This window comes from Neptunicella plasticusilytica (assembly GCF_047922965.1).
GTDB classification, from domain to species: domain Bacteria; phylum Pseudomonadota; class Gammaproteobacteria; order Enterobacterales; family Alteromonadaceae; genus Neptunicella; species Neptunicella plasticusilytica.
In genome coordinates, this window is record NZ_CP150481.1 from 3704129 (window position 1) to 3730446 (window position 26318).

The 26318-nt window shown below is 46.6% G+C and carries 19 protein-coding genes; 6 read left to right on the top strand and 13 right to left on the bottom strand.

Annotation, left to right across the window (positions count from 1 at the left end; genetic code table 11):
- Positions 1-63: 63 nt before the first annotated feature.
- Both acnB and V1467_RS16625 read right to left on the bottom strand, forming a co-directional pair.
- Positions 64-2676, bottom strand: a complete 2613-nt coding sequence (gene acnB / locus V1467_RS16620) for a bifunctional aconitate hydratase 2/2-methylisocitrate dehydratase (protein WP_416306089.1) — start codon at positions 2674-2676, stop codon at positions 64-66.
- 215 nt (positions 2677-2891) lie between these two features.
- Positions 2892-3737, bottom strand: coding sequence for an HDOD domain-containing protein (locus tag V1467_RS16625; RefSeq protein ID WP_416306090.1), 846 nt, complete (start codon positions 3735-3737; stop codon positions 2892-2894).
- Between the two features lie 425 nt (positions 3738-4162).
- On the opposite strand from V1467_RS16625, the gene V1467_RS16630 reads away from it, so the two are divergent.
- A complete protein-coding gene (locus tag V1467_RS16630) occupies positions 4163-4855 on the top strand; it encodes a hypothetical protein (protein ID WP_416306091.1) in 693 nt (230 codons plus the stop codon).
- A 2-nt stretch (positions 4856-4857) separates the two neighbouring features.
- On the opposite strand, the gene V1467_RS16635 is transcribed toward V1467_RS16630, so the two are convergent.
- The 5 genes from V1467_RS16635 to V1467_RS16655 all read right to left on the bottom strand — a co-directional run bounded on the left by V1467_RS16635 (position 4858) and on the right by V1467_RS16655 (position 12079).
- Positions 4858-5103 carry a DUF1289 domain-containing protein gene (locus V1467_RS16635; RefSeq protein ID WP_416306092.1) on the bottom strand — a complete coding sequence of 82 codons (246 nt, stop codon included), beginning with the start codon at positions 5101-5103 and terminating at the stop codon, positions 4858-4860.
- A 25-nt stretch (positions 5104-5128) separates the two neighbouring features.
- Positions 5129-8248, bottom strand: a complete 3120-nt coding sequence (locus V1467_RS16640; RefSeq protein ID WP_416306093.1) for an efflux RND transporter permease subunit — start codon at positions 8246-8248, stop codon at positions 5129-5131.
- Positions 8249-8258: 10 nt separating this feature from the next.
- Positions 8259-9482 (bottom strand): efflux RND transporter periplasmic adaptor subunit, encoded by a 1224-nt coding sequence (locus V1467_RS16645; protein ID WP_416306094.1) that lies wholly within the window; start codon positions 9480-9482, stop codon positions 8259-8261.
- 51 nt (positions 9483-9533) lie between these two features.
- Positions 9534-9869, bottom strand: coding sequence for a hypothetical protein (locus V1467_RS16650; protein WP_416306095.1), 336 nt, complete (start codon positions 9867-9869; stop codon positions 9534-9536).
- 146 nt (positions 9870-10015) lie between these two features.
- A complete protein-coding gene (locus V1467_RS16655) occupies positions 10016-12079 on the bottom strand; it encodes a M13 family metallopeptidase (RefSeq protein WP_416306096.1) in 2064 nt (687 codons plus the stop codon).
- Positions 12080-12267: 188 nt separating this feature from the next.
- Between V1467_RS16655 and V1467_RS16660 the strand changes: the two genes are divergently transcribed.
- Entirely contained in the window at positions 12268-12828 is a 561-nt protein-coding gene (locus V1467_RS16660) for a phosphoribosyltransferase (protein ID WP_416306097.1), read from the top strand.
- Positions 12829-12882: 54 nt separating this feature from the next.
- On the opposite strand, the gene V1467_RS16665 is transcribed toward V1467_RS16660, so the two are convergent.
- From V1467_RS16665 to ampE, 6 genes are all read right to left on the bottom strand, one after another.
- The gene (locus V1467_RS16665; protein ID WP_416306098.1) at positions 12883-14178 is read right to left on the bottom strand and encodes an NCS2 family permease; all 1296 of its coding nucleotides are present in this window, start codon (positions 14176-14178) and stop codon (positions 12883-12885) included.
- A gap of 304 nt (positions 14179-14482) precedes the next feature.
- On the bottom strand, positions 14483-15904 hold the full coding sequence (lpdA, locus tag V1467_RS16670; protein WP_416306099.1) for a dihydrolipoyl dehydrogenase: 1422 nt from the start codon (positions 15902-15904) through the stop codon (positions 14483-14485).
- Positions 15905-15994: 90 nt separating this feature from the next.
- Complete coding sequence (gene aceF, locus V1467_RS16675) at positions 15995-17701, bottom strand: dihydrolipoyllysine-residue acetyltransferase (protein ID WP_416306100.1); 1707 nt, start codon at positions 17699-17701, stop codon at positions 15995-15997.
- A gap of 20 nt (positions 17702-17721) precedes the next feature.
- Positions 17722-20394 carry a pyruvate dehydrogenase (acetyl-transferring), homodimeric type gene (aceE, locus tag V1467_RS16680; RefSeq protein WP_416306101.1) on the bottom strand — a complete coding sequence of 891 codons (2673 nt, stop codon included), beginning with the start codon at positions 20392-20394 and terminating at the stop codon, positions 17722-17724.
- Between the two features lie 146 nt (positions 20395-20540).
- Positions 20541-21287, bottom strand: coding sequence for a pyruvate dehydrogenase complex transcriptional repressor PdhR (gene pdhR / locus V1467_RS16685; RefSeq protein ID WP_416306102.1), 747 nt, complete (start codon positions 21285-21287; stop codon positions 20541-20543).
- 165 nt (positions 21288-21452) lie between these two features.
- Positions 21453-22277, bottom strand: coding sequence for a beta-lactamase regulator AmpE (gene ampE / locus V1467_RS16690; protein WP_416306103.1), 825 nt, complete (start codon positions 22275-22277; stop codon positions 21453-21455).
- Between the two features lie 596 nt (positions 22278-22873).
- On the opposite strand from ampE, the gene V1467_RS16695 reads away from it, so the two are divergent.
- From V1467_RS16695 to V1467_RS16710, 4 genes are all read left to right on the top strand, one after another.
- Positions 22874-23392, top strand: a complete 519-nt coding sequence (locus V1467_RS16695; protein WP_416306104.1) for a retropepsin-like aspartic protease family protein — start codon at positions 22874-22876, stop codon at positions 23390-23392.
- A 6-nt stretch (positions 23393-23398) separates the two neighbouring features.
- Complete coding sequence (gene nadC, locus V1467_RS16700) at positions 23399-24238, top strand: carboxylating nicotinate-nucleotide diphosphorylase (protein WP_416306105.1); 840 nt, start codon at positions 23399-23401, stop codon at positions 24236-24238.
- Between the two features lie 236 nt (positions 24239-24474).
- Entirely contained in the window at positions 24475-24918 is a 444-nt protein-coding gene (locus V1467_RS16705) for a pilin (RefSeq protein ID WP_416306106.1), read from the top strand.
- Between the two features lie 87 nt (positions 24919-25005).
- Complete coding sequence (locus tag V1467_RS16710) at positions 25006-26226, top strand: type II secretion system F family protein (protein ID WP_416306107.1); 1221 nt, start codon at positions 25006-25008, stop codon at positions 26224-26226.
- Positions 26227-26318 lie beyond the last annotated feature (92 nt).

Genomic DNA, 26318 nt, shown 5'->3' on the forward strand with positions numbered 1-26318 from the left:
TAACCAATAAAAAAGCCAGTCAGAAATCTGACTGGCTTTTATTATCCGTAAAAAGCTTAAATATTACGCTACATTTAATGTGGGAATAATATTTTTCTTGGCTTCTTCTTCGGCTTTTTTGAACGCATCCATCCGATCAAAATTCAGGTAACGGAAAACATCCGCGCTCATTGATTCAATCTTGCTAGCGTACTGCATATATTCTTCAGCCGTTGGCAAGTGACCAACAATGGCACCAACCGCAGCGAGTTCCGCCGAGGTCAGATACACATTGGCACCATCACCCAGACGATTCGGGAAGTTACGCGTAGAAGTAGACAATACGGTTGCACCGGCTGCCACGCGAGCCTGGTTACCCATGCACAATGAGCATCCCGGCATTTCGGTACGCACACCGGCACGACCATAAATATTGTAATAGCCTTCTTCCATCAACTGAGCCTGATCCATTTTGGTCGGTGGAGAAATCCACAAACGGGTCGTCAACGGGTTTTTATTCTGCTCAAGCAGTTTACCTGCCGCACGGAAATGACCAATATTAGTCATACAGGAACCGATAAATACTTCATCAACTTTGTCACCGGCAACATCGGACAAGGTTTTGGCATCATCCGGATCATTCGGGCAACAAACGATCGGCTCTTTAATTTCAGCCAGATCGATTTCGATAATTTCTTTATATTCGGCATCCGCATCGGCTTCCATCAGTTCCGGATTGGCCAGCCATTCTTCCATCTTGGCTGCACGACGTTCCAGAGTACGCGGATCGCCATAGCCTTCGTTGATCATCCAGCGCAACATGGTGATGTTAGAACGCAGATATTCACTAATAGATTCTTCGGATAACTTGATAGTACAACCGGCGGCTGAACGTTCTGCAGAAGCGTCTGAAAGTTCGAAAGCCTGCTCTACAGTCAGATCTTCCAACCCTTCAATTTCCAGAATCTGGCCAGAGAAAGCATTCTTTTTGCCTTTTTTCTCTACCGTCAATAAACCGGCTTTAATCGCATACAAGGGAATGGCATGGACCAGATCTCGCAAGGTAATACCCGGTTGCATTTTACCCTTGAAACGCACCAGTATCGATTCTGGCATATCCAAAGGCATAACACCGGTTGCCGCAGCAAAGGCCACCAGACCGGAACCGGCAGGGAATGAAATACCTAACGGGAAACGGGTATGAGAATCACCACCGGTACCCACAGTATCCGGCAACAACATGCGGTTTAACCAGCTGTGAATAATACCGTCCCCCGGGCGCAAACTAACACCACCACGGTTCATAATGAAATCCGGCAGCGTGTGCTGGGTATCAATATCTACCGGTTTGGGATAGGCGGCAGTGTGGCAGAACGACTGCATGGTTAAATCCGCAGAAAAACCTAAACAGGCCAGATCTTTCAGCTCATCACGCGTCATCGGACCGGTAGTATCCTGTGAACCGACGGTGGTCATTTTAGGCTCGCAGTAAGTTCCTGGACGAATACCTTCTACACCACAGGCTTTACCCACCATTTTCTGTGCTAGTGTGTAACCTTTACCTGTATCTGCCGGTTGATCCGGTTTACGGAATAAATCTGATGTTCCCAGTCCTAAAGATTCACGGGCTTTCTCGGTTAAACCACGACCGATGATCAAGTTGATTCGACCACCGGCGCGAACTTCATCGAGTAGCACTTCAGATTTGTATTGATATTCGGCAATCACTTCACCGCTATCGGCGTTTTTAATCACACCTTCAAAGGGCAAGATTTCAATAACATCACCCATATTCATTTTTTCAACATCGGCTTCAAATACCAGTGCCCCGGCATCTTCCATGGTGTTGAAGAAAATAGGTGCGACTTTGGAACCGATACAGATCCCACCACCGCGCTTGTTAGGCACACCAGGCAAGTCTTCACCAAAGAACCATAACACTGAGTTAGTCGCAGACTTACGCGATGAACCGGTACCTACCACGTCACCGACAAATGCAACCGGATGGCCTTTGGCTTTCATCTCTTCTATCTGCGCCAAAGGACCCACTTCACCGTGCACTTCGGGCGTTAAGCCATCACGAGTCATTTTATAGGCGGCGCGGGCGTGTAACGGAATATCTGGACGTGACCAGGCATCAGGCGCCGGAGACAAATCATCGGTATTGGTTTCACCAGTCACTTTAAATACTGTTGCGGTGATTTTTTCCGGCATATCCGGGCGCGCAGTGAACCATTCGCCTTCGGCCCAGCTTTCCAGTACATCTTGTGCATACTGGTTGCCAGCTTTGGCTTTTTCTTCCACATCATGGAAGGCATCAAACATCAACAAGGTATGTTTCAGTTCTTCAGCAGCCAATTCGGCCAATCCGTTATCGTCCAGCGCATCAACCAAGGTAACGATATTGTAGCCGCCATGCATATTACCCAATAACTGGATCGCCGCATCTTTAGAAATAAGTGGCGACTGAGCTTCCCCTTTAACTATAGCGCTCAAGAAACCGGCTTTAACATAAGCCGCTTCGTCCACACCTGGAGGAACGCGTTCTGACAACAATTCCAACAAAAATTCTTCTTCTCCTGCTGGTGGAGTTTTAAGCAACTCGACCAGACCGGCAACTTGTTCTGCATTTAGTGGCTTAGGCGGCACACCCTCGGTGGCGCGCTCCGCAACGTGTTGACGATATGCTTGTAACACAACATTGTCCTCTTGGTTGACTGCAACTATTGATCTGTCCGATGTTTTATCCGGAGGGATAGATCATATCAGTGAAAAATGACAAACAATTAAGCAGTATAGAAATGAAACGGCAGAAGTATAAAGGTTGGTAGCCTCAATTAACAACGATCCACCGTTTTGTTTAATTATATCCAGTATAAATTGGATTGATGTGGTTGAAAAACAGACGTTTTTTAATGAATAAGAAACAATTCCGGATTCATAATCACTAAAATATTATAAGCTTCCATCCGCGCATACTGACTGGCTTCGACTACTTCTTCCGCATGCAGATCAAAGCTCTTGATAATTTCGGGGTTAAGAATTTTGGTCTGGCTATATTTATCAGGATGCACAATAGAAAGTGCAATGCGCGACGCCGCATTCAAAATGGCCGTATCCTGATCATCTAACGCCCACATCACATCGTTATGATGTTCGATTGGTCGAAACAGTTCTTCGGGTAATCCCCACAATTTAAGTATTTCAGCGGTGACATCCGCATAGGTATAACCTAACACCGAGCGCTGCTGTTGCCAGGGTTTCATTTTATCCGAATACTGTTCACACAATGCGGCTTTATCCGGGGTTTGTGAAGCAACGGCCAATTCACCAAAGTTATGTAGCAGACCGATCACAAAATAACGTTCAATATCACGAATTTTGGCTTGGCTAGCCAGTTCCTTTGCCACCAGACTGCAGTACACACTCTGCTGCCAAAAGCGTTCCAGATTAATTGCGTTATTCTCAAAATGACGAAAAGCGCTAGTAGCAGTTTCAGTAATGACAAGGTTATACAGAGCCTTGGCGCCAATCACATTGACCGCCTTGCCAATAGTACTGATTTCAGCCGGGAAATTGTACAAAGCACTGTTGGCTAGTTTTAACAGCTTGAGGCTCAATGAAGGATCCAACGACACGACTTCGGCTATATCGTCGGCGGTGGAGCAATCATCATCAAGTAATTCCTTAATCCGGATACATACATCGGGCAGTGCAAATGACTCCGTCACATTTTTTGCGTAATCAATGGCTTGCATTACTTCATCCTTCCTGCTTTCAATACTCGGTAAACAATCCTGAGAATAGACGAGATTTGTACCAATTACCTAGTTAAATAGCGCTGAACCGCCTATATTCTGACCATCGGTCCGTTGGGTTGCATTTGAGCGCACGATTATAACCGGAATTTTGATTGTCCAAACTATCTATCGGCTTACTTTATTTGATTATTACCACAGATTGTTTTGTTTTTTTTTAATTCTTTTTGCTAGTCTGAACAAAAAATCAGCAACTAACACTTTCTGCCGCAGACAAGATGAGTTTTTATCATCGAGGCACATTGGTAAAACTGCATTTTAACCTTAATACTGATAACAGTATTAGTGGCCTGGAACTCTTCACTTATGGCAACTCACAACATTTCGACAAACAATAAAATTCAGTTTCAAGGAGGAACAAAATCATGAAATATGTCTTATTCATTCTTGCTTCTTTGCTGTGCGGGTGTACCAATACTATCGATGAAACTCTGGTCGCCAGTAATACCGGGAAACCCCTGTATCAGCTGCACAATACCCATTTTGACCGTTTTGTCGTGCATTCACGCAAGGATTTCAAACAATTCAACAGACTGATCCTGTTTAACATGAATGTAGAGAAGTTGATTGTGTCTCCCTCGACTGACACAGATATCAACCGGAGTTGGCAACAAGCCAAAACAGAGGATGTGTTCGCCATCGCCGAGCAGTTTGATGAACTGGCTCGGTTTATCTTCGATAAAGGCAAAGCATTTGAATATACCCATACCGGCGGAGAGGATGTGTTGGCAGTAGAATTCCGCTTGATGAGATACGATCCGCTAGTCAGTAAAAATGGTGCCTGGGATAATCCCACCAGCATGGATCGTTACATTAGTTCATTTGGCCAAGCTCATATTCAGGTGGTGTTGGCCAATTCAAAAACAGGTGAACTGGTTGCTGTGATAGAAGATGCATTAAATCTGAATTTGGGTATCGCTGCACGGTCATTTTCCACTGACGCTGCAATGGGATCCACTAATAGCCGTCAAAACCAGAAAGCAGCATGGCGCAGAGCGTTTAAAATATGGTTGTCCAACTTGCGCGAAGATCTGGAAAGATTAAAACAACAGGCTTAAGGTTAGTCCCACAACGATTGTTGCGGGTTAACCTGCTCCGGTTCGTTTTTTTTCCTTTTTGCCGTTTCTGCCCGGCGTTTGCGCGCCGCACAGGCCTTGATAATTTTGCGTTTCACATCAGATTCAAGCTGGATCCAGTAAAGACGCTCGTCACGGGTGCGGTAACAACCAAGACAGTTGCCGTTGGTGTCTGACTGGCAGACACCAACACAAGGGCTTTGAATTTCAAATATCTCTAACTGTTGCATGCCCCTATTTTATACCCATGCTGATTTAAATAACTAATTTTCGTTTTTCCAGCCACATGAACAACACCGGAATAATAAACAATGATGCGAAAGGCGCTAGCAACATACCACCAATTAACGGCGCGGCAATGGGCTGCATCACTTCGTGACCCGTTCCCTGGCTTAACATCACCGGGATCAAGCTAATCAGGATGGTTAGCACTGTCATGGCCTTAGGTCTGACCCGGCGGGCCGCACCATTTCGAACCGCCTGTATTAGCGTCGCCGGGGATTTGTCCAATTCATCTTGCCAGCTCTGATTTAAGTACAGGTACATGACGACCCCGAATTCGGCTGCGACTCCCGCTAGCGCAATCATACCAACGGCCGTTGCCACTGACATATTGATCCCCAAATACCACAACATCCACAGACTTCCGCTCAAACCGACCGGCAAGGTCAGCATCACCACCAGACTTTGCTGCCAACTTCCGAGGGTAATATAAAGCAACATAAAACACAGCATTAGCGTAACAGGCACAATCTGCTGTAATTTGGCAGAGACCCGTTGCATGGATTCATATTGACCGGACCAGTCGAGCGAATAACGTTCAGGTAACACCAGTTGTTGTTTGAGTAATGTTTGCGCCTGTTGCAAGTATTCTCCAACGGACACATCCTGAATATCGATAAATATCCAACCGACTCGACGGGCATTTTCGCTTTTAAGCATCGCCGGTCCCTGCTGAAAGCTGATGGAGGCCAATTGACTTAACGGTACATATAAACCGGATGGCGTAGTGACCGGCAAATCCTGTAACGCTTCGAGGCTATCTCGATAGTGACGCGGAAAACGCAAATTCACCGGATAGCGCTCATTACCACTAATCAGCTGATCAATTTGCGCCCCACCAATGGCGAAACGTACCAGATTATGTAACTGCTCGACATTCAAACCATATTCTCCCAACGCCTGCATATCAGGTTGAATATCGATATAACGACCTGAAGCCGTGCGTTGGGCAAATACCGAACGAGTGCCTGGCAAGCTTTTCAATATAGTTTCAACCTGACTGGCAATCGCTTCAATCTGCCTGATATCATCACCACTGATTTTGATCCCAAGCGGGGTTTTAATCCCGGTGGATAGCATATCAATACGGGTTTTAATCGGCTGAACCCAGGCATTACTCAAGCCGGGAAAATGAACTTTCTGCTGTAATTCAGCTGTCAGCTTGTCTAGTGTCATCCCTGCACGCCATTGGCTTTTAGGCTGTAGCTGAATGGTAGTTTCCAGCATGGTCAAGGGCGCAGGATCAGTGGCCGTTTCGGCCCTGCCCACTTTACCAAACACACTTTTAACCTCTGGAACCGACTTAATCAGGCGATCGGTCTGTTGCAGTAATTGGGCCGCTTTGCCGACACTGATTCCTGGTAAGGTTGTGGGCATATACAACAAAGTGCCTTCATCAATTTGCGGCATAAATTCCTGTCCGGAATGACGTGCCGGATAATAAGCACTTGCCAACATTAATAGCGCCGTCAGTATGGTAATTTTAGGCCACTTCAAGGCTAAATTCAGTACTGGCAAGTACAACCAGACCAGAAGACGGGACAGCGGATTGCGGTGTTCGGGAATAATCTTGCCCTTCACCCAAAATCCCATAAGTACCGGAATCAGAGTCACAGCAAATAATGCCGAACCGGCCATGGCAAAGGATTTAGTTAAAGCCAATGGACTAAACAGTTTGCCTTCTTGACCTTCAAGAACAAAAACCGGAAAGAAACTGACAGTAATAATAATCAAAGACCAGAATAGAGATGGTCCCACCTGGCGAGAGGCATCAATGACCAGTTGCCAATGTTCGTTGATGTCCGGTTGACGACCGGTGTTCTCGGTAAACTCCTCCAGATGTTTATGCACATTTTCCACCATGACAATGGCCGCATCGACCAATGCCCCAATGGCAATAGCGATCCCTCCCAAGCTCATAATATTGGCAGTAATACCAAACAGGTTCATCAGTACCACCGAAAATAACAATGACAATGGCAAGATCAGCAAGGCCACCAGAGTGGAACGTAAATGCAATAAAAATAGTGCCAATACGAGTGCGACCAGAAACATTTCATCCAGTAGCTTATCCAGCAAATTATCTACTGAACGTTGAATAAAGTCGGCCCGGTCATAAACCGGTACAATCTGCACTCCTTGCGGTAATCCGGTTTTTAGCTGTTCCAGTTTATTTTTAACCTTTTCAATCACATTTCGGGCATTTTCACCGCTACGCATTACTACAATACCGCCGACCACTTCTCCCCGTCCGTCCAACTCGGCAATGCCACGTCGCATTTGTGGACCCAGACGAATACTGGCAATATCTTTTAACATCAACGGGATATTGGCCTGATTGCGCACTCCCAGAGGAATATGGGCAAAGTCATCCACAGATTGGAGATAACCTCTGGCCCGCACCATAAACTCGGTTTCCGCCAACTCGACAACAGACCCGCCGGTTTCGGCATTATTGGCCGTTACTGCCTGCCTGACCTGCTCAATATCAAGCTGGTAACGGGCCAGTTTAAGCGGGTCAATTTCTATCTGATAGGTGCGGGTCATACCGCCAACCGTGGCGACTTCTGCTACACCAGCAACAGATTGCAGTTCCTGCTTTAAAAACCAGTCTTGTAAACTTTTCAGATCGGCCAGACTATGGCTCCCCGTTTCATCTTTGAGGGCATATTGGTATACCCAACCGACACCGGAAGCATCGGGCCCCAACGTTGGTTCGACACCATCCGGTAGCTGCTGTCTGGACTGACTCAAATATTCCAGTACTCTGGAACGTGCCCAGTAAATATCCGTTCCTTCCTCAAAAATAACGTAAATATAGGAGTCACCAAAAAACGAGTAGCCCCTGACCGTTTTTGCTCCTGGTACCGCCATTAATAAGCTTGATAGGGGGTAAGTGATCTGTTGTTCAACCAGCTCAGGGCTTTGACCGGCGTAAGGCGTTTTGACAATCACCTGTACATCCGATAAATCAGGAATGGCGTCGACATTAATCTGACGCACCGCATGCACACCTGCCAGCACTAGCATAAGAGTACCAAGCAAAACGAGCGCACGATGCTTCACCGACTGGATAATAAGTTGCTTTAACATCCCCTGCTCCTTAATGGTGTTGCATGTTGGCATGAGGACTCATGCGCCCAAAACTGGCATTCAGGCTGGCTTCGGAGTCAATCAAAAACTGCCCTGACACAACCAGGGACTCGTCTTCTTCCAGACCTGATAGCACTTCAATCCTGTCTTGCACTTGCATACCCGTTTCAATCTGTCGTACTTCAAATTGTTGCGCGGCATTTTGCACTATAACCCGGCTTCCCTGAGCGCTGGTTATTACCGCTTGTAGCGGGATATTCAATACATCCGATTTGGGTCCACCGTATATCACTACATCAGCTGTCATCCCGGGCTTGATCCGCATATCGGGATTCGCCAGATCAAGACGCACTTTAATGCTTCGGGTCACCGGATCCAGTTGTGGATAGATATAGGCAATGCTGGCCTGCGCCTTATGAACTCCAATAGTGGGTAAATGAATTTCCGCCGGCTTGCCTATTTTTAACCAGTCAAACTGGTTTTCAAATACATCAGCCAACACCCATAACCGGGTCAGGTCGGCTATAGCCAGCATTTCCTGCTCAGGTTGCACATACATGCCTTTGCGCACGTTCAACGCAGTCACTATGCCTGATTGCTGAGCGTAAAAAGGTACCGAATAACGCGACTGCCGCTGCTTTTCTATTTGCTGAATAACCTCATCATTGACACCCAGCAAAGATAAACGCTTGCGAGCCTGCTCCAGTAAGTAACGATTCTTGCTACCTTCCAGGTTGTTTAGCGCCTGGATAAAATCATCCTGGGCTACCACTAAATCCGGTGAATAAAGGGTGTAAAGCAGTTGGCCTTTTTCGATTCTCTGACCCTGAGTATCCACATTCAGGGATTCTATCCAGCCTGACATTCTTGGATGCACATGACTGATATTGGCCTGATCGAAACTGACCTCACCCAGGGTTTGAATGTATTTCCACATATCGCCCCGCTGAACCGGCGTTGTGACAATATTCATTGCCTGTTGAGTCGAAGAATCGACATGAATCTGCGATGGCAACGAGGACGACATGGCAGGCATTTGATGAGCTTCCAGCGTCATACCGCAGATGGGGCATTTACCCGGATGATCCTTAATAATATGACTGTGCATCGGGCAGATATAGCGTGTCGTTACCGCTGTACCGTCGACGTCATGGGAGCGAATATCGGTTGATAGAGCTTGGCTCCATACCGGGCTGATAAAAAAATGCAAAAGCACACACAATAAAATGCGCATAGATACCTCTTAAAGATAATTTCTGATTAAAAACGAGTTAAATGACAGAAACTAGCTAATCGGAGGTCGATATAACGAAGTAGGGATTAAAGAGCTAAATTGCGTAAGTGCATTGACTATGGTCGATGCACCGGGATTGACAATAACTGGTGACATGAGCTCACTGACAGCAATCAGACTTATGGCAGCACAATAACAAGGCTCTGCACCGCAACCATCATCCGACTGACAACAGGGAGGAGGTTCAGGATTGCAACAATCACTGTGCATGTCCATCGACGAATCGGCAGACATACTCATATGTGCATGCGATGTATCCAGCATTTTAAGCGGCATAGCGGCGGCCTGAGCAGATGTAAACACACCGCTCATTATCAATATCAACATCAATAGATAACTGGTTATTTTCAATTGATTGACCGTCACTTAATTATCTAATCATCATTCTGCCATCACGCTCATATTTGAACGCTTGAAGCATAAGGCCGCATAGACGGCCTATTGTTATGATGACTACGCTTACGCTGGCAATTCTACCACAGACGTACCCGGTCTTCAGGTTTCAGATACATCGCATCGCCTTCTTTGACATCAAATGCTTTATAGAATGCGTCCGAATGCACCACAGCACCGTTGGTGCGGAATTCTCCCGGTGAATGCGGATCGCTAAGCAATTGTGCCCGCAACGCATCATCACGGTATTTACCGCGCCAGACTTGCGCATAGCCCATAAAGAAGCGCTGATCACCGGTTAAACCATCGATAATCGGGGCTGGCTGATCATTTAATGACATGTGATAGGCTTTATAACCGATAGTCACCCCGGACAAGTCGCCAATATTCTCTCCCAAGGTGAGTTCACCGTTAACATGCTGATCTTCCAGCGGGGCAAACTTGCTGTACTGATCGACTAACTTGGCAGTAATTTTCTCGAATGCCGCGCGATCAGCATCCGTCCACCAGCTACGTAAATTACCGTCGCCATCATATTTGGATCCCTGATCATCAAAACCGTGCCCGATTTCATGACCAATTACCGCACCAATACCGCCATAGTTAACCGCATCGTCCGCGTCCATATTAAAGAACGGTGGCTGCAAAATAGCCGCCGGGAACACAATTTCGTTACGCGTTGGACTGTAATAGGCGTTAATGGTTTGTGGTGTCATACCCCAATCGGATTTATCTACCGGTTGACCGATGCGATTGTTGTTATAGTCAGTCTCAAATTCATAATAACGATCATAATTACCTACCAGGTCATCAGCCTTGATTTCCAGCGCGGAATAATCACGCCATTTATCCGGATAACCGATTTTAGGAGTGAACTTAGCCAATTTTTCCAACGCAGCCTGCTTGGTTTCATCGGTCATCCAGTCAATTTCCTTGATGCTCTGGCCATAAGCCTTGACCAGATTATCCACCAGACTTTCCATCTTAGCTTTAGCTTCAGGGGTAAAATGACGCTTCACATATTGCTGGCCTAATACTTCACCTAATACTCCGCTGGTGGCGGCTACCGCGCGTTTCCAGCGCTCACGCTGCTCGGGTACGCCACGCAAGGTTTTAGAATAGAAATCAAAATTCAGATCAACAAACTGCTTGCTTAAATGCGGTGCGTTGTTATCCACCAATCTGAATGCCAGATAGTCTTTTAAGGTTTGCAAGTCGGTGTCGGCCAAAATACCGCCAATGGCTTCGAAATAGGGATATTCCCTGACCACCATCTTGTCAATCTGGCCAATACCGGAAGCCTCGGCATAAGCATTCCAGTCGAAACCGCTCAGCAATTTCCTGACTTCGTCAGTACTGCGTTTGTTGTAGTTTTTCTCGGCGTCACGACGCTCAACACGGGTCAGATGCTTGTCGGCAATGGCGGTTTCCAGTGTCATAATATTTTGTGCTGCCTGTTCAGGGTTGTCATAGCCCACAGCGGTCAGAATATCCTGTACGTATTGCAGCATGGCGGCACGGAAGTTCTGAAACTTCTCTTCGTCTTTAAAGTAATAATCCCGATCCGGCATAGTCAAACCACTTTGCACAAAATAGGCCGCGTAAACGCCCGGATCTTTGGCATCAGGCGAAACATAATAACCGAAAGGTGCATCCACCCCATGAACGGACAGCTCACCCATTTTGGCAGCAAACTGGCTAGCATCTTCGATAGCGCCAATCTCATCCAGTTCACTCTGGATCGGGGTATAGCCCAATTGCTCGGCGAGTTCTTCATTCATGTAGCTGTTATATAGATCACCCAGCTTCTGGTTATTGCTGCCTGCAGCATTCTCCTCTGCGGCGGCATCCTGGATAATTTCTTTTAATTGCACCTGACTATTGTCATACAAAATATTAAACACGCTATAACGCGATTTATCTGCCGGGATCTCGGTGCGTGACAACCAACTGCCATTCACGTAACGAAACAAATCATTTGCGGCACCCACTTGTGTGTCAATCGCATTCAAATCAATGCCGGATTGCAGTGGGGCAACGGGAGCTGGTGCTTCAGCTGATGTTTGTGGCGATTGTGCCGGATTACAGGCCGTCAGGCCTAAAGCCACTGACACACCAAAAGCGATAAGGGTTATTTTTTTCATCTCGATTCCATCTTGTTATAGTTATTAAACAGGGGAAGCCTGCATCGGGTATAGCTATAGCGCTTCAGTTTACGATGAAGCTGCTGTAGAGGCAAAACTCATCGACCAGTAGAATGTAACAAAGTTTGAGTGAAGATTAATAGGGGCTGTATTATACTTCGCCTCTTTAAATTTTAGCTGGGGCCAGCATGTCGGATAAACATTTTATAACCTCACAACAGCTGTTGCAGGACTCCTTTCGTCTCGCGTCCATTGTCTATGAGGATGGCTTTAGACCAGATTATATCATTGGTATCTGGCGAGGAGGCGCGCCAATCGGCATCGCTGTACAAGAATATTTTGACTTCAAAAAAGTCGAAACCGATCATATCGCGGTTCGCACGTCCTCCTACTATGGCATTGGGCAACAATCCAAAGAGATTAAGGTACATGGCCTGCATTATCTGATTGAAAATGCCAATGCTGAAGACAAATTGTTAATTGTCGATGATGTGTTTGATTCGGGACGTAGTGTTGATGCGTTGATTAAACAAATTAAAAAACTGTCTCGTCTCAATACTCCCGGTGATATTCGGGTTGCTTGCCCCTGGTACAAACCTAAAAACACTAAGGTTGATATTGTACCTGACTACTATGTGCGCCAAAGTGAAGAATGGCTGGTATTCCCGCATGAATTATCCGGCTTGACGCCCGATGAAATCATTAACGGTAAAACCGAGTTGGCAGATATTATGGATTTACTGAAATAATCTGAGTCTAAAATCAGTAATACAAACGGGAGCCTGGTCGCTCCCGTTTTTGTTTTAACCTACAAATATAACCTTCAATACAAACAGCAAGGTTAGTACCCACACGCTTAGTGTCACTTCACGCCATTTCCCGCAGGTCGCCTTGGTAAAGGTATAGGTAATAAAACCCAGCGTAATACCATCGGCGATAGAAAAGGTCAGCGGTGTTAGCAACAGCACAACCGTCACCGGTGCCGCTTCGGTAATATCGTTCCAGTCGATATCTTTCAGGCTGAATAACATCAATATTGCCACATAGAAAATCGCCCCGGCCGTGGCATAGACAGGGATCATACCTGCCAGAGGAGCAAAGAAAATGCTCAATACAAAGAGTCCCCCCACTACTACGGCGGTCAATCCGGTTTTGCCCCCTGCGGCCACGCCAGAAGCGCTTTCGATATAACTGGTAGTATTGGAAGTGCCGAGTGCTGCCCCTGCCACAGTTGCCACACTGTCACTTAACAAGGCTTTGCCAAAACCTCCCGGCATCTGGCCGTTTTTATCCGCTAATCCGGCTTTTTGCGTCACCGCAATCAAGGTACCGGAGGTATCAAACAAATCCACAAACAGGAAAGCAAATACCACGCTTAACATGGATAATTCCAATGCAGCTTGAATATCCATTTGCAAAAAAGTGGGAGCAAGGGAAGGAGGAGTAGACAGGATGCCGTTATAGCTGACATCACCACTGAACAATCCAATCAAAGTCATAATTAAAATCGCCAGCATAACCGCCCCTGGCAGATTACGGGCAGTAAAAGCAGCAACCAGAAAGAAACCCAGCATACTCATCAAGGGCACAAATTCGGTAATATTACCCAATGTCACCAGGGTAGCCGGGTGATCAACAATAATACCGGCATTTTTTAGCGCAATCATCGCCAGAAAGGCCCCGATACCGGTTGATATACCTTTTTTAAGGGTGAGCGGAATAGCCTGGATAATCCACTCACGTATTTTGAACGCACTGAGCAGAAAAAACAGGATGCCGGATAAAAACACCGCACCTAATGCCGCTTGCCAGCTATACCCCATTGACAACACCACACCATAGGTAAAAAAGGCGTTAAGCCCCATACCCGGTGCTAGCGCAATAGGTAAATTGGCTAACAATCCCATCACCAGACAGCCTACCGCGGCGGCAAGGCAAGTGGCGACAAAAACCGCCCCCTGGTCCATACCTGCTTCAGCCAGAATGGCTGGATTAACAAAAATAATATAAGCCATGGTCAGGAAGGTTGTTATGCCGGCGACTACTTCGGTTTTAACCGAACTGTCACGCGCGTTAACCTGAAACAATCTTTCCAGCATCAGATGCCCCTAAAGAAGTAAAAAGAAGACGATTATTTATCCTAATGAATAAAAAGCGTTTTTTCACCTGACAAAGATAATATTTAGCGGAGATTCAATAAAATAAATTTTCTCGCAGAGACGCTAAGTCGCAGAGAAAAAGATAAATAATTGTGTTCTTATAGCGTTAATCCATATAAACGAATTGTTCGTGGCTAAAGCCTCCCTACCCTTTCTCGTTCAGGTCAAATGATGTTTTCGATTTGATAAGCTGAAACTAAAAAAGGACCTTACGGTCCTTTTTGGGTAAAACTGATTGGTCTGTTTACTTTTTCTTGGCCTTGGGATTAGGCAGGTCAGTAATACTGCCTTCAAAAATTTCAGCCGCCAGACCAATGGATTCGTTCAGGGTTGGGTGCGCGTGAATGGTTAACCCCACATCTTCGGCATCAGCGCCCATTTCGATCGCCAGACCGATTTCACCTAACATCTCACCAGCATTGATACCCACCATAGCACCACCGATAACCCGACCAGTATCTTTATCAAAGATCATCTTGGTCATCCCTTCGGTGCGGCCAGAGGCGATAGCACGACCTGAAGCAGCCCAAGGGAAGTTGGCTGATTCAAAATTCACGCCCTGTTCTTTGGCTTCTTTCTCGGTCAAACCCACCCAGGCAATTTCCGGATCGGTATAAGCCACGGAAGGAATACATTTAGGATCGAAATAATGTTTCTTGCCAGCAATCACTTCCGCTGCCACATGACCTTCATGCACCGCTTTGTGCGCCAGCATGGGCTGCCCGACCAAATCACCGATAGCGAAGATATGCTCGACATTGGTTTTCATTTGCTTGTCGACATTGATAAAACCGCGATCATCCACTTTAACACCCGCTTTATCCGCGTCCAGCAAAGAACCGTTAGGACGACGACCAACGGCCACCAACACCTTGTCATAACGTACTGGCTCTTTGGGTGCCTGTTTACCTTCAAAGCTGACATATAAGCCATCTTTCTTGGCTTCAACTGCGGTCACTTTGGTTTCCAGCATCACGTTAAACTTGTCTTTAACGTATTTTTGATAAATTTTAATAATGTCTTTATCAGCAGCAGGTACCAGTTGATCAAGGAATTCCACTACATCAATTTGTGAACCCAGTGAACGATATACTGTGCCCATTTCCAGACCGATAATCCCGCCGCCAAGTACCAGCATTTTTTCCGGGATATCTGCCATTTCCAGGGCACCGGTAGAATCGATAACACGATCATCATCTTTGGGAATAAAAGGCAATGAGACCGGCTCGGAACCGGCGGCAATAATAGCATTATCGAATTTGATAGTAGTTTTGCCATCCGGCCCATCCACGACCAGTTCATTACTACCGGTAAACTTACCATAGCCTTGCACATGGTTAACCTTGCGCATTTTAGACATACCGGCCAGGCCTTTGGTCAACTGGCCAACAACACTATCTTTCCAGCCACGAATTTTGTCCAAATCAATTTTCGGCTCACCGAAAGACACCCCATGAGCGGCCATATCTTTGGCATCATCAATCACCTTGGCGACGTGCAACAAGGCTTTGGAAGGGATACATCCCACATTCAGACAAACGCCGCCTAGCGTATCCCGGGCGTCAACAATGACTGTTTCTATTCCTAAATCGGCGGCACGAAATGCCGCTGAGTAACCACCAGGGCCTGCACCAAGTACGACAAGCTGTGTTTTGATCTCGCTCATGAGTAACCTCAAATTATTATGACTTTCTTAACGGGGCGGATTCTACTCAGCCCAACCCCGTTTAGCAAAAATTTACGACTATTTTTTCAACTACAGCAACATATTACGAATATCGCCCAGCACTGTACTCAAATGTACTGCAAAACGTGCTGCTACCGCACCATCAATCACCCTATGATCATAAGATAATGATAGTGGCAGCATTAACCTGGGCTCAAATTCCTTGCCATTCCACTTTGGTTTCATTTCACTTTTTGATACACCTAATATGGCGACATCCGGCGCATTTACAATAGGCGTAAACGCCGTTCCGCCAATACCGCCCAAGCTGGATATAGTAAAACAGCTTCCCTGCATATCGGCGGCTTTCAGTTTGCCATCGCGGGCATTTTTACTGATGGTCATTAATTCTTCGGATAACTCGTAGATACCTTTCTTGTCCACGTCGCGAACAACAGGTACCACCAGGCCGCCCGGTGTTTCTACTGCAATACCGATATGGAAGTACTTTTTCTGGATCAGGCTTTCTCCGGATTCAGACAAAGAAGAATTAAACACCGGATAGGCTTTAAGCGCATCGGCGACGGCTTTCATCATAAACACCAGCGGGGTAATTTTTATGCCCAGCTTTTTCTTTTCTGCTACCGCATTTTGCTGTTTGCGGAAGGATTCCATCTCGGTGATATCCGCTTCTTCAAACTGAGTAACATGAGGGATCGTCACCCAGTTGCGGTGCAAGTTGGGACCAGATATTTTCTGGATACGCGTTAAAGGCACTTCTTCCACTTCACCAAACTTGCTGAAATCAACCTTGGGTGGTGGCAATACTTGTAATCCACCAGAACCGGCGGCAACCGACGAGCCAGCTGTCATTTTGGGACGAGACAACTCGTACTTCACATAAGACTGAACATCTTCCTTGAGTACACGATTTTTGCGACCTGTGCCTTTAACCTGAGTCAGGTCAACGCCAAATTCGCGAGCTAATCGACGTACAGATGGAGAGGCATGCACCTTGTCTCCACGCTGCTTTTCACCCGCAGAAGGATGATGCGGAACCGGTGGTGCTTTTTGTTTGGGCTCGTTAGACTCGGATTTACCCTGCTCTTTTTCAGCCGGCTTTTGTTCTTTTGTACTCTCGGATGCAGCAGGTTTGCTTTGCGGCTTGCCGCCTGCTTCCTTAACTTCGAGCATCAGAATCAGTGAGCCATTGGAAACTTTATCACCGCTTTTGACTTTAACTTCTTTGACTACACCGGCTTTAGGTGAAGGCACATCCATTGTAGCTTTGTCGGTTTCCAGTGTGATTAAACCGGCTTCGGCTTCAATTTCGTCACCTTCTGCGACCAGTACATCGATCACATCCACTTCACCGTCAGTACCAATATCAGGCACATTGACTTCAATGACTCGACTTACCGCCTCATCTGAATCATTCGCATCGTCAGATTCAGCAGACTCTTCGGCTTTTTCTGGTTCGGATTGAGATACCGTCTCTTCTTCAGGCTCTTTCTGTTCGGCGGATTCAGCTTCACCAGAAGATTCTTGCTGTTCGTCACCAGCCACTTCAATCTTCATGATCAGCTTATCCTGACCAATTTTATCACCGGTACTAACCAGAATTTCGGTCACTTTGCCGCCAAAAGGTGCCGGTATATCCATACTGGCCTTATCACTTTCAACCGTCACCAGCGACGCTTCAGCTTCGACTACTTCACCCACTTCCACGCAAATTTCGATGATTTCAACTTCTTCCCCGCCAACATCGGGTACTAGTACATCTTTTATTTCGGCCATATTAAATTCTCCTTGCCCGATTATGCGTAAAGCGGATTAAGTTTGTCAGAATCGATAGCGTACTTTTTAATCGCATCGGTCACGACTTTCTTGTCCAGTTCACCCGCTTTAGCCAACTCGTACAAACTGGCGACCACGATGAATTTAGCATCCACCTCGAAATGATGGCGCAAGTTAGCGCGGCTATCAGAGCGGCCAAAACCGTCGGTTCCCAGCACCTTATACGGACCAGGAACAAAGGCGCGGATTTGGTCGACATAGCCTTTAACATAGTCTGTTGCAGCAATAGTCGGCCCTTTGACAGCCTTATCCAATACAGATGTAACATAAGGAATGCGTTCTTTTTTGGACGGATTAAGCATATTGCTACGCTCGCAATCCAGTCCTTCGCGCGCCAGTTCGTTAAACGATGTCACGCTGAATACATCTGAAGCAATATTAAAATCTTTGCTTAGCAACTGCGCCGCTTCACGAACTTGCAACAAGATAGTACCACTACCCAGTAACTTGACATTGGCTTTGGCTTTAGTGGCCTTAACCGATTCCAGTTTATATATACCCTTAACGATACCTTCTTCAGCCCCTTCAGGCAGTGCAGGTTGTACATAGTTTTCGTTCATTACCGTCAGGTAATAGAACACGTCTTCCTGTTCCTGGAACATACGACGCATACCATCCTGCACTATCACTGCTACTTCATAACCGTAGGTTGGATCATAAGTAACACAGTTAGGGATTAGCCCTGCCTGGGTATGACTTTGTCCATCCTGATGCTGCAACCCTTCACCGTTCAGGGTAGTACGTCCAGCAGTACCTCCGACCAGGAAGCCGCGAGCCATGCTGTCTCCTGCTGCCCAGGCCAAATCGCCCACCCGTTGGAAACCAAACATGGAGTAGTAGATATATACCGGGATCATCGGTAAATCATTAGTGGAATAGGAAGTTCCGGCCGCTAACCAGGAAGCCATCGCCCCCAGTTCGTTAATTCCTTCCTGTAATACCTGACCTTTTTTATCTTCGCGATAATAGGCCACCTGATCGGCATCCTGCGGTACATACTTCTGACCGTGGTTTGAGTAAATACCCACTTGACGGAACAAACCTTCCATCCCGAATGTACGAGCTTCGTCGGGAATAATAGGTACCACGCGCGAGCCGACCTGCTTGTCTTTAAGCATGGCAGTCAACACCCGCACGAAAGCCATAGTAGTGGAGATTTCACGCTCACCCGAACCTTTGGTAATAGCTTCAAAGGCCTTTAATGGTGGTGCGGGCAATTCTTCACTGCTTTTTGGCAAGCGGGCCGGCAAGTAACCAAATAGCGCTTCCCGTCGGGCGCGCAAATATTTCATTTCTTGGCTGTCTTCGTCGAATTTGAAGTAAGGCAAATCAGCCAGTTTGTCGTCATCGATGGGAATATTAAATCTGTCGCGATACTCTCTAACCGCCTCCAGATCCATTTTCTTGACGTTGTGGGCGATGTTCTTGCCTTCACCGGCCGCACCCATGCCATAACCTTTAACGGTTTTGGCCAGAATAACCTGTGGACGTCCCTTGGTTTCTACAGCGCGCTTATAGGCCGCATAAACCTTAACCGGATCATGACCACCACGATTCAAACGCCAGATATCTTCATCCGACATATTGGCAACCATTTCTTTGGTTTCGGGATACTTGCCAAAGAAATTTTCGCGAGTATAGGCACCACCTTTGGCTTTATAGTTTTGATACTCGCCATCAACGGTTTCATTCATGATGTCCAGCAACTTGCCTTTGGTATCACGGGCTAACAGTGGGTCCCAGTAACGACCCCAGATCACTTTTATCACTTCCCAGCCTGCGCCGCGGAAGTTACCTTCCAGTTCCTGAATAATTTTACCGTTACCGCGAACCGGTCCGTCCAGACGTTGCAGATTACAGTTAACCACAAAAGTCAGATTATCCAGTCCTTCGCGTGAGGCCAAACCAATGGCTCCCAGGGATTCTGGCTCATCTACTTCGCCGTCACCAAGGAAACACCATACGCGCTGCTCAGAGCAATCCTTTAAGCCGCGGTTGGTCAAATATTTCAGATAACGGGCCAGATAAATTGCCTGCATTGGACCTAGGCCCATAGAAACAGTAGGGAATTGCCAGAAATCCGGCATCAAACGTGGATGCGGATAAGAAGACAGACCTTTGCCGTCTACTTCCTGACGAAAACCATCCAATTGCTCATCGCTCAGGCGGCCTTCAATATAGGCACGGGAATAAATGCCGGGGGAAACATGGCCCTGAACAAACAGAAAATCGCCGCCATCTTTATCATTGGCGGCGCGGAAAAAGTGGTTAAAGCCCACATCGTAAAGCATCGCTGAAGAGGCAAAACTGGAAATATGTCCACCCAAATCCAGATCTTTCTTGGAACCACGCACCACCATCATCATCGCATTCCAGCGAATAGCGTTACGAATTTTAGCCTCGATGGTCTGATCGCCAGGCATAGTCGGTTCCTGGCCGGCAGGAATTGTATTGATATAGGCTGTAGTTGCCGTATAAGGTAAATGGGCACCGCTACGACGCCCTTTTTCGATCAGGCTCTCAAGCAGGAAATGGGCACGTTCTGGACCTTCTTCTTCCAAAACGGCTTCGAGTGCATCTAACCATTCTTGCGTTTCTTGTTGATCCAAGTCTGGTTGCATCATTTCTGACATGTTGCTTTCCTATTGTTGGTTAAATCGATGCCGGATGAATAGTGTTTAAACATAGCTTATGTTTAACACTTTCTCAGTTGATCCGGCATGTTCATCTTTTTTGTGGCTAATTCCATCCCTAAATAGTGAGGAATTTACCTGCGTTTTTATAATTCAATTCTTCGTAAGGTGCGCTGCATGCGCGAGTTTTGCCGGTTTATATCCAGCAAGGTTTCTTCAATGAAAGCCAAGTGTTCATTACTGGCCTGCCTGGCGCCTTCAGGGTCCGCGTCACGAATGGCTTGTAAAATTTTAAGTCGTTGACTGCGTAACTTGTCGCCACAATTGCTGTGCTCAGCCAACACCCGGAGATTCCTTTCTATGTTATCCAGCAACATCGGTTGCATGGTTCGCACGACGTGCAATAACACTGCATTATGCGAAGCCTGGGCCATGGCCACATAAAATTGCACCAGCGATTCAGCCTGATGAGTAAACTCTGCTTGCCAGGTGCTTTCCACCTCACGATAGGCCGCTTCAATCTTGTCCAAATCAGTCTGCTCTGCCCTTAGAGCTGCATAATAGGCAGCAATACCCTCAAGAGCATGACGAAACTCAAGTAAGTCATATTGAGACTCGGGGTTGGCACTGATCAGCGCCATCAAGGGCTGGTTGGCAACAGGATTAACAATATCTCTGATATAAGTACCGCCGCCCTGCTTACGCTGCAGCAAGCCTTTAGCTTCCAATTTTTGAATCGCTTCGCGTAAGGACGGACGGGACACATCAAAACGGCTCGCCAGATCGCGTTCTGACGGCAGTTTTTGGCCCGCGATCATGCTACCACTGAGGATCATTTCCTCCAGCTTTTGCATAATCACATCCGACAGCTTTTGCGGTTTAATTCGCTGCATAGCCCGTTAATTCTTCACAATGGTAATACCAATTTACCTATTAGGGTAACCGATCTGCGACACTGGTTACAATCCATATTCTTTATTCAACATTTAACTAACTGTTTTTAAACATAAATAAACAAGTTAAAGTCAAAATACAGCCAATACGGATGGTATTACCATTCAGCTAATGAGCCCCCCTAAAGTCAGCAATGAAATAAGTACCAGTATAAATAGCAGATTGCGCTTGGCCAATCGCACCAAGGTACAAGGTTCCTGAGCCAGATCGTTTTCATCAACCGGGGTTTCTTCTGCGGCCTTACCGACATCACTGAGAATTTTTAACGCGCTGGGTTCCGGTTCCACCAGATAAGCCATCCAGACTGGAAATGCCTTGGAAAAATGCCCCATAAAGACAAAGCCAAAGGTGGTAATTCTAACCGGTACCCAATCCAGCACTTTAACCCAGTCATGCAGTTTGCTGGTCACCGTTAATTGATGATGCTCGGCGTATCGCAACATATTGCGACTTAAAACATAGAGTAGCGCACCAGGCGCACCGAATATCGCAAACCAGATAATGACTGCACTATAGAAGCGATAATTAACCCATACCAAGGTTTGGCCAACACTCATGCCCCGCTCAGGATCGTGTCCAAGCTGTTCAGCATATAAACAACAGGCTTCGGTATCGCCACGGTTAGCAGCCTGCAAATAGTTCTTGTAAGCCGCGCGTTGTTTGGGGCAACCGATACAAATCATCAACACTGCAGCACTGACCAATAATTCCAGAAGACCGTTGTTAAGCACAGAGATAGTCAATTGCAATAATAGGGCTGGCACTATCACAACCGCCAAGGTCTTCCAAACTGATACATCTCCGGAAAACCCAACACGCCCCTTGAGCAACGCCATATAACGCGGGAAGTAATATTCAAAACACCACAACGGGCTTTTCACCGTCACGCGTTCAAGTGCCAAGACTAATAGTAAACTCACCAGAATCATTTGTTGTTCCTTTGCAGATTTCTGCTTGTTGCCGATTAAGGCGGATAGTTTGCGTGACAAGAGTAAGCGCCGCTCTGAGCTTCGTCAATCAGACCAGTAGTCAAAAAAAGGGACAGCAACGAGCTAAAGACAATGTTCACGGGACGCGGCTATGGCACAAGGGAAAAACCATGGTTAGCAAAGGGCAGCGGTTAAGGGAGATAGTCATCCAGCGCCAACCTAAAACACCAGTGACGGCCTAAAGACCTACCTACATTTTAGCGAAACGCCTGTAGGTCGTGGCTTTAGCCCGACGCCAATAGTTCCCTTGACCCTGAGTAACAAGAAGCAGTTATTTTACTGATCCATAATTAGTGAGTGTATGCGGGATGGACTTTAGTCATTCATCTGCTCGCTAGCCTAAAACTCCACCGAGGAGAACGAGGTAATACCCGCAGGGAGATGGATTTTAACTTATAGTTCGAAGCCCGCTACTCGATGCAGCGGTTTTATGACTTCGCGCGACAACGGTTTGAAAAACAAATTCCGTTCTCGCCAACCCTCTCCTGTTTTGGTTATCATAGTGGCTGAATAAGTGTTGTCACTCAGGTTCAGGCATGTCTTCAACAGATCATCAAAAATTCGGCAAAGGAATGTTTGTGCTGGCCTGGATCAGCGCACTATTGTTGTTAAGTTTATGGTTTGACGATCTGCTCGACAAACAATTCAATCCCAACCAGCAACCGCAGTCGTTGCAAACCTCTGATTCGATTATGGTGGTACTTGAGCAAAACCGACAAGGCCATTATGTGGCGTCGGGTACGATTAATCGACAACCCGTCACTTATTTGCTCGACACTGGTGCAACCCAGGTTTCGATTCCTGCCCATCTGGCCAGTCAGCTCAACTTGCAAAGTGGTTACAGCCAACAAGTCAGCACGGCCAATGGTAATATCCGAGTTTATAGTACCCGCATTGACGAATTAACTCTGGGCGATATTGTTTTACATGATATTCCCGCTCACTTAAATCCGGCGATCGATTCGGATGAAATTTTATTAGGCATGAGTGCCCTTAGAAAGCTGGATTTTCAACAACAAAACGGCGCTTTAGTGTTAACCCAAAAAACGAGATAGTAATTTATGTTAGATACCGATATCACACGGGCCGTTGAAGCCGCTTTGCAGGAAGACTTCGGTTATTTGCCATTTGAACGTGCCGATATTACCGCATTGCTTATTCCTGCCGAACAGCAGGCAAGAGCAACAGTGATTACCCGCGAAGATTGTGTATTGGCAGGCCAGCCCTGGGTCAATGAAGTGTTTCGGCAGTTAGGCAATCAAGTCAAGTTAACCTGGTATCATCAGGACGGGACACATTGCCAGGCAGGTGATGTACTGTTTAAACTGGAAGGGCCGACCCGACATATTCTCAGTGGTGAGCGCACGGCGCTGAATTTTTTGCAGACGCTGTCTGCTACCGCAACCGAAACAGCGCGTTATGCTGAGTTATTAAAAGAGTCCACCACCAAAATATTGGATACTCGAAAAACCTTGCCTGGCTTGCGTACCGCACAGAAGTACGCGGTCAAATGCGGTGGAGGAGAAAATCATCGCATGGGCCTATACGACGCTTTTTTAATCAAAGAGAATCATATCGCCGCCTGCGGTTCCATTCAGGCTGCCGTTTCCCTCGCCCGCAGCAACGACAGCAGCAAGACAGTTGAAGTAGAAGTAGAAAACTTGCAGGAGCTGCAACAAGCACTGGATAGTGGTGCCGATATTATTATGCTGGACAATTTTAGCCTGCAAGATGTCCAACAGGCAGTCAAGATCGCCAAGGGGCAAGCCAAGCTGGAAGTGTCCGGCAACATCGAACAGGATCGCTTGACTCAACTGGCATCCACCGGCGTAGATTTTATTTCATCCGGAGCTCTCACCAAGCATGTCAAGGCAATTGATTTATCCCTGAGATTGAGCTAGCTTAGAACAGATAGTTGGCTTAACTTCATGTTAAATAAACTATTTTCTAACACAAATGGAGTTGGCAACAAGGTTTTAACACTTAGGTATTTATCCGCATACTTGTTACCGGAGCGATCGGATCTATACTGGAATTGTCCAAACAAGATGTGCCAACACAGCTTTTTTGTGAAACGCCAGATTTTTTGAAACTTTAGCAAACACTTTGCGTTCCAGGAATGCATCAGGAGATACACATGAAAACGACTCAACTGACTAACAACAAGGGTTTTACCCTGATCGAATTAATGATTGTGGTAGCCATTATCGGTATTCTGGCGGCGATTGCATTGCCTGCTTACCAATCTTATACCGAGAAAGCTCGTTTTACCGAAGTCACTAATGCTACATCTGCAGCTAAAACAGCAGTGGAAATTTGTGTACAAATGGGCAATCCTTTAGCTAACTGTGATGGAACAGGCGGCGGAGATGATGGTACCGATGGTGTCAATGGCGTACCGAAAAATATTACAGCAGCTGGTGGCATTGTTGGTGTATCCACTGCTGATGGTGTAATCACTGCCACCAAGCCAACCGATTCCACTATATCAGGGACCGGTACTTATACTCTTACACCTACCCAAACAGCTAGTGGCAACTTAACTTGGGCTGCCACTTGTGATCCAACAACACTTTGCTAATTTAACTTAAAGTATTGAAGATAGAAGCCCAGTCTTATACTGGGCTTTTTTATCTCCAAATAATGATGCTAACGTACGAGGCAATCCATGGCCGCATCGAGCAAATCAATTAGTGTCTTTGTCTGGGACGGTGTGAATCGTAAAGGTCAATCCGTTAAAGGTGAGATTTCAGCTGGCAATATCAGTGAAGCGAAAAATCTGCTGCGTCGTCAGGGTATTTCCGCCACCAAAGTCAAAAAATTTACCAAACCATTATTTGGCAAAGGAGCTGAAAAAATTAATGCCGCCGATATCTGCATGATATCTAGGCAAATTGCCACAATGCTGGCCGCCGGGGTTACCCTGATTCAGACCATCGATATGATTGCCCATGGGCATGCCAAAGCCTCGATGCGTAAAATGCTAGGCGAGATTGCCAATGAAGTTAAAGCCGGTAATCCGCTTTCTTCCGCCCTACGCAAGCATCCCATGTATTTTGATGATCTATATTGCGATCTGGTGGAAACCGGCGAACAATCCGGTGCGCTGGAAACTATCTATGATCGGATTGCCACCTATAAAGAAAAATCCGAAGCCTTAAAATCCAAAATCAAGAAAGCCATGTTTTACCCTATAGCGGTATTAGTAGTGGCTTTTATTGTTACCACTATTCTATTGCTATTTGTAGTACCTCAGTTTGAGGAGATTTTTAGCAGTTTTGGTGCCGAGTTACCTGCTTTTACTCAAATGGTTATAGGTATGTCGCGCTTTTTACAGGACTACGGTATTTTTATTGCCGCAGGTGTCGGAGTTGGGGCCTTCCTGTTTGCGCGACAATATAAGCGCTCTAAAAATTTACGCGATTCGCTAGATGCCAAATTGCTTAAGGTACCGGTGATTGGTGAAATACTAAAAAAGGCCTCTATCGCCCGTTTTACCCGTACCTTAGCCACCACCTTTGCTGCCGGTGTGCCGTTAATTGGGGCACTGGAATCGGCCGCTGGCGCTTCCGGTAATGCAGTATTTCGTGACGCCATTTTATTTATGCGTAGAGAAGTTGCCGGCGGTACCCAGATGAATACCGCCATGCGCGCTACCGCAGTTTTCCCTGATATGGTGGTACAGATGATCGCGATCGGAGAAGAAGCTGGTGCGGTTGAAGATATGCTGAGTAAAATTGCTACTATTTACGAGCGGGAAGTGGATGATATGGTAGATGGACTAACCGCGTTGCTGGAACCGATGATTATGGCGGTTTTAGGTGTTGTGATCGGTGGCTTAATTGTGGCAATGTATCTGCCCATCTTTGAAATGGGTAATGTGGTTTAAGCTACGAGCTACGAGCTACGAGCTACGAGCTACGAGCTACGAGCTACGAGCTACGAGCTACGAGCTACGAGCTACGAGCTACGAGCAAAGTA